Annotated in this window: 6 protein-coding genes; all 6 read left to right on the forward strand. The window is 72.0% G+C overall.

Annotation, left to right across the window (positions count from 1 at the left end; genetic code table 11):
• Positions 1-756: MBL fold metallo-hydrolase (locus tag H5J29_RS18540; RefSeq protein ID WP_181782216.1), on the forward strand; the 756-nt coding region annotated here is incomplete at its 5' end.
• 281 nt (positions 757-1,037) lie between these two features.
• Positions 1,038-1,376 (forward strand): histone-like nucleoid-structuring protein Lsr2, encoded by a 339-nt coding sequence (locus tag H5J29_RS18545; protein WP_181782217.1) that lies wholly within the window; start codon positions 1,038-1,040, stop codon positions 1,374-1,376.
• Between the two features lie 211 nt (positions 1,377-1,587).
• On the forward strand, positions 1,588-1,773 hold the full coding sequence (locus H5J29_RS18550; protein WP_181782218.1) for a hypothetical protein: 186 nt from the start codon (positions 1,588-1,590) through the stop codon (positions 1,771-1,773).
• A gap of 101 nt (positions 1,774-1,874) precedes the next feature.
• Positions 1,875-3,413, forward strand: coding sequence for an acyl-CoA synthetase (locus H5J29_RS18555; protein ID WP_181782219.1), 1,539 nt, complete (start codon positions 1,875-1,877; stop codon positions 3,411-3,413).
• A gap of 200 nt (positions 3,414-3,613) precedes the next feature.
• Entirely contained in the window at positions 3,614-5,197 is a 1,584-nt protein-coding gene (locus tag H5J29_RS18560) for a long-chain-fatty-acid--CoA ligase (RefSeq protein WP_181782220.1), read from the forward strand.
• Positions 5,198-5,206: 9 nt separating this feature from the next.
• A partial coding sequence (locus tag H5J29_RS18565; RefSeq protein WP_312858301.1) for a pyridoxal-dependent decarboxylase occupies positions 5,207-5,861 on the forward strand: 655 nt, incomplete at its 3' end.

Here is a 5,861-nt window from a genome sequence, read left to right on the forward strand (position 1 = left end):
GTGCTCGCCGATCCGGTGTGGGGTGAGCGGGTCTCGCCGTCGCGCCGGGTCGGCCCGCGCCGGCTGCACCCCACCCCCGTCCGGCTCGAGGACCTGCCGCCGGTGGACGCCGTGGTCATCTCCCACGACCACTACGACCACCTCGACCTGCCCACGGTCCGCGCACTCGTGGCCGACCCCCGGCACGGCAGGGCGCCGTTCGTGGTGCCGCTGGGCATCGGCGCGCACCTGCGCGCGTGGGGGGTGCCGGCGGACAGGATCCGCGAGCTGGACTGGGAGGGCACCACCACGGTCGGCGACCTCACCCTGGTCTGCGCCGAGGCACGGCACTTCTCCGGGCGGGGGCTGCGCCGCGACACCACCCTGTGGTCCTCCTGGGTCGTGGCGGGCCCGCGACACCGCGCCTACTTCGGCGGGGACACCGGATACACGCGCGCGTTCGTCCGGGCGGGCGAACGACACGGACCGTTCGACCTCACCGTCCTGCCGATCGGCGCCTACGCGGATCTGTGGCCGGACATCCACATGAATCCCGAGGAAAGCACCGCGGCGCATCGAGATCTGCGCGGCGGGGTGCTGCTGCCGGTCCACTGGGCCACGTTCAATCTCGGCTTCCATCCCTGGTCGGAGCCGGTCGCCCGGTTGCGGGCGGCCGCGGAATCGGTCGGAATCCCACTCGCGCTGCCCCTTCCCGGCCAGCGAATCGACCTCGGTCAGGACCTGCCCGACGACGACTGGTGGTCCCCGGTCAGCTGACGGGCGGCTTACGGAGACCATTCCGTGACGCTCCGCCCGGGCGCGGTCGCTAACCGCGCCCGGGATACGTCCGAAGGAGTGATCGACGCGGGGGCAGGCGCGTCGCTTCGCACCCCTAATCGACATTCTCCGAAGCCTTCCCTTATTGTGTGCTCGACACATTCTCCGGTTCCTGGTCCGTGTTCCGCCCCACCTCCGCCCGCCCACCCGAGGCTGCGCGCGATCTCAGCGGACGAACGGCCGGAACGGGAGGTAGGAGCCGAAGAAGGGCTGGAACACCCGTGGCGAAGCAGACGACGGTCACGCTGATCGACGACCTCGACGGTGGCGAGGCGGAGGAGCAGGTCGAGTTCTCCGTCGACGGGAAGTCTTACGAGATCGACCTGTCGACGAAGAATTCCGACAAGTTGCGCGAGGTCCTGGCCCCCTACATCGCCGCGGCCCGGCGCACCGGCGGTCGCCGTTCCTCCGGTTCCGCCGCCGCTCCCGCGGCCCGGCCCGTTTCCGACCGTCAGCAGAACCAGGCCATTCGGGAATGGGCGGTGGCGCAGGGGATGAAGATCTCCGAGCGCGGGCGGATCCCGTCCAATGTTCTCGAGGCGTACCACGCGGCCCACTGATCCCGCGCCACCCCGATAAACGGTGGCCGATCGTCATATTTGGGGAGGCGCGCCCGAGTCCGTTCCGGCGGACAACGGGGCGGCCGTCCCTTTTCCGTGAGGTTCCTCCCACTCGCAGAGGTGACCGGTCACCGTGCGTGGAGCCGGTAGACTCGCCCGACCCGTTCGCAGAACCCCGATCCGGCGAACGGCCGACGAGAGGCACGACACAGTGGGAGAGACCATCACCGAGGGCTACGGAACCTGCCCCGAATGCGGGCGGCTGAAGCACGTCACCCCGGAGGCCACGCTCCGCTCGCACAACCGGTACCAGGCCCGCGGCGCCGTCGTCACCACCCTTCGCTGCGAGGGCTCCGGCGAGCCCTCGGTCGAGAGCGCCCGGGCCGCCAGCGCCTGAGCAGGCCCGCCCCCACGAGGTCCCCCTCACCGGTCGCCCCGACGGCCACCGGACTTTGGCAGGATCGGGACCGCTGGAGTCGATCGACGAAGAGGACGGCCATGTACCCCGGGACCCACGCAGCCACCACGCCCGACAAGCCCGCGGTCGTGATGGCGGGCAGCGGGGCGAGCCTCACCTTCCGCGAGCTGGACGAGGGTTCGGCCCGCTTGGCCCGCTATCTTCACGACCAGGGCCTGCGCCGCGGCGACGTCGTCGCGATGGTCGCCGAGAACACCCCGCGGGTCTTCGAGGTCTACTGGGCGGCCCGCCGCTCCGGCCTCTACATCACGCTGGTCAACCACCACCTGTCGGCGCCCGAGGCGGCGTACATCGTGGTGGACTGCGGCGCGAAGGCGCTGGTCGTCTCGGCGGGGGTCGCGGGGCTGGCCGCCGCGATCGGGGACCAGGTCGACGTGCCGATCAAGCTCGCCTTCGGTGGCGCCATCCCCGGCTCCGCGGCCTTCCTGGACTACGACGCCGAGCTCGCGGACGTGTCCGCCGAGCCGCTGCCCGAGCAGCCCCGCGGCGCGGACATGCTCTACTCCTCCGGCACCACCGGGCGTCCCAAGGGCATCAAGCCGAGCCTGCCGGACTCCCAGGTGGACGAGCCCGGGGACACCTACATCGATCTCTTCGGCCCGATGTACGGGTTCGACACGGAGACCGTCTACCTCTCCCCCGCGCCGCTCTACCACGCCGCCCCCCTGCGGTTCTGCGCCACGGTGCAGGCCATCGGCGGCACCGCCGTCGTGATGGAGCGGTTCGCCCCGGAGGGCGCCCTCGCGGCGATCGAGCGCTTCCGGACCACGCACAGCCAGTGGGTGCCCACGATGTTCGTGCGGATGCTCAAGCTGCCCGAGGAGGTCCGCAACCGCTACGACCACTCCTCGCTGCGGGTGGCCATCCACGCCGCCGCGCCCTGCCCGCCCGAGGTGAAGCAGGCGATGATCGACTGGTGGGGCCCGGTGCTCTACGAGTACTACGCCGCCACCGAGGCGAACGGGATCACCTTCGTGAGCTCGGCCGAGTGGCTGGAGCGGCCGGGCACGGTCGGCCGGGCGGGCCTGGGCGTGGTGCGGATCTGCGACGAGGCGGGCAAGGTGCTGCCGCCGTTCGAGGTCGGCACGATCTACTTCGAGCGGGACGAGCGGCCGTTCGAGTACCACAACGACCCGGACAGGACCGCTGCCGCGACCCACCCGGATCACCCCACCTGGACCACCACCGGCGACCTCGGGTTCCTCGACGAGGAGGGCTTCCTCTTCCTCACCGACCGCAAGGCCTTCATGATCATCTCCGGCGGGGTGAACATCTACCCGCGGGAGATCGAGGACGTGCTGGTCACCCACCCCGCGGTGCTCGACGTCGCCGTGATCGGCGTGCCGGACGAGGAGATGGGCGAGTCGGTCAAGGCCATCGTGCAGCCCGCCGAGGGCGTGGAGGCGAGCCCGGCGCTGGAGCGCGAGCTCATCGCGTACACCCGCGAACGGATCGCGCACTACAAGGCGCCGCGCACGATCGACTTCACCGACTTCCTGCCGCGCACGGCCACCGGCAAGCTCGTCAAGCAGGAGCTGCGGGACCGCTACCCGCACTGATCCCGCTCAGGCAGGCCACCGGGGCGCGCGTGGCCTCCCCGACCCCGCGCGCGTTCCTGATCCGCGGCGTGCTGATCCCGGCGGCGATGCGGCTCGGGCGAACCGGTGGCACCCGAACCGGACCCGCCGGTGGCCGGCAGGGGCCGGGTTCGGCCCCGACGGCTCTTGCTGAACGATCGATCGGTGGTCAGTCTGGGGCCATGACGACGGAGTCTCCGACCGGGACCATCACCGGACGCGGCATGACCATGAGCGACGTACTGGCGCGCTGGTCGCGCGTGACGCCCGACGCCGAGGCGTTCGTCGACGGCGGCACGGGCCTGCGCCGGACCTATCGCGAGGTCGACGACCGGGTGACCCGACTGGCCGACGCGCTCACCGCGGGCGGAGTCCGCCCGGGTGACCGGGTGGCGGTGCTCGGCCTGAACAGCATCCCGCTGGTCGAGGCCTACATCGCCACCCTGCGCGCGGGCGGCGTCTGCGTGCCGGTGAACTTCCGGCTCGTCGCCGACGAGATCGCCTATGCGCTCACGGACAGCGGGGCCGTGGCGGCCGTCGTCGACGAGGCCCTGCTGCCGCAGCTGGAGAAGGCGCGGGCCCAGGCACCCGCCGTCTCGCAGGTGATCACGCTCGGCACCGACCTCGACGAGACCCTGGCCGCGGCCTCGCCGGAGTACCGCGAGCTCCCGGTGCCCGACGAGGCCACCGCCTACATCATGTACACCTCGGGCACGACGGGCCGCCCGAAGGGCGCGATGCTCAGCCACCGCAACCTCTACCTGCACGCCTTCTCGAGCGCGGTGCACCTCGGCTCGACCGGCAGCCGCAGCGTGTGGCTGTCCGGGGCGCCGCTGTTCCACATCGCGGGCCTCGCCGGGATGCTGCCGAGCCTGCTCACCGGTGGGGCCACGATCATCGCGCCGTCGGGCGGGTTCGACCCCGCCGAGACGGTCGCGCTGCTGGAGCGCGAGAAGGTCACCTCGTGCTTCTTCGTCCCGGCGCAGTGGGCCGCGATCGTGGCGCTCCCGGACATCGCCGACCGGGACCTGTCCGCCCTGACCAAGCTGTCCTGGGGTGCTGCCCCCGCCTCCACCACCCTGCTCCGGAAGATGATCGACACGTTCCCGGCCGCCGACGTCGTCACCTCGTTCGGGCAGACCGAGTGCAGCCCGGTCACCACCACGCTCAAGGGCGAGGACGCCATCCGCAAGATCGGCTCCGTGGGGACGCCCATGGTCAACGTCGAGGTCCGGGTGGTCGACGAGGAGATGAACGACGTCCCGCAGGGCGTCGTGGGGGAGATCGTCTACCGCGGGCCGCTGGTGATGAGCGGCTACTGGGACAAGCCCGCCGAGACCGCGGAGGCCTTCCGCGGCGGCTGGTTCCACTCGGGCGACCTGGTCCGCCAGGACGAGGACGGCTACTACTACGTCGTCGACCGCAAGAAGGACATGATCATCTCGGGTGGCGAGAACATCTACTGCGCCGAGGTGGAGAACGTCCTGGCGGCGCACCCGCAGATCGGGGACGTCGCCCTGATCGGGGTGCCGGACCCGAAGTGGGGCGAGACGCCGCTGGCCGTGGTGGTCCCCGCCGATCCCGCGGCCCCGCCCACGCTCGAGTCCATCGAGGCCCACTGCCGGGAGCACCTCGCGGGCTACAAGCGGCCGCGGCGGGTGGCGATCGTGGAGGCGTTGCCGCGCAACCCCTCCGGCAAGATCCTCAAGACGGTGCTGCGGGAGCGGAACCAGGCGGGCTCGCTCGTCTCGGAGCCCGCCGTCTAGTGTCCCGGGGTGAGTGATCTCGATCCCGAGGAGTTCCGCAGGCTCGGCCACGCGCTGGTCGACTGGGTGGCGGAGTACCGTGCCGGGCTCGCCGACCTGCCGGTGCGCCCCGCCGTCGCGCCCGGTGAGGTCCGCGCCGCGCTGCCCGCGGACCTGCCCGAGCAGCCCGCCCAGGATCTCGGCGCGGAGCTGACGGGCCTGCTCGACACCGTCGTCGTGCCGGGGTCGCTGCACTGGCAGCATCCCCGGTTCTTCGGCTACTTCCCCGCTCAGGCCTCGCTGTTCTCGCTGCTCGGCGACATCGCGTCGGGCGGGCTGGGCGCGCAGGGCATGCTCTGGTCCACCTCCCCCGCGGCCACCGAGGTGGAGCAGGTGGTGGTCGACGGCATGGCCCGCGCCCTCGGGCTCGGCGAGGCGTTCACCTTCGCGGGCGGGGGCGGTGGGTCGCTGCAGGACTCGGCCTCGTCCGCGGCGCTGGTCGCCCTGCTCGCCGCCCTGCACCGGGCGGACCCGGGCTGGCGCTCGTCGGGCGTCCGCGGGGACGAACGGGTCTACGTCACCGCGGAGACCCACTCCTCGCTGGCCAAGGCCGTGCGGATCGCCGGACTCGGCTCACGCGCGTTGCAGACCGTGCCGGGCACGCCGCATGCCATGGACCCGCAGG

The organism is Pseudonocardia pini, assembly GCF_013870575.1.
GTDB lineage: Bacteria > Actinomycetota > Actinomycetes > Mycobacteriales > Pseudonocardiaceae > Pseudonocardia > Pseudonocardia pini.

Bases quoted from the DNA above. Each gene is read 5' to 3' on its own strand.
- H5J29_RS18560 (WP_181782220.1), top strand. From the start codon at position 3,614: ATGACGACGGAGTCTCCGACCGGGACCATCACCGGACGCGGCATGACC.
- H5J29_RS18555 (WP_181782219.1), top strand. From the start codon at position 1,875: ATGTACCCCGGGACCCACGCAGCCACCACGCCCGACAAGCCCGCGGTC.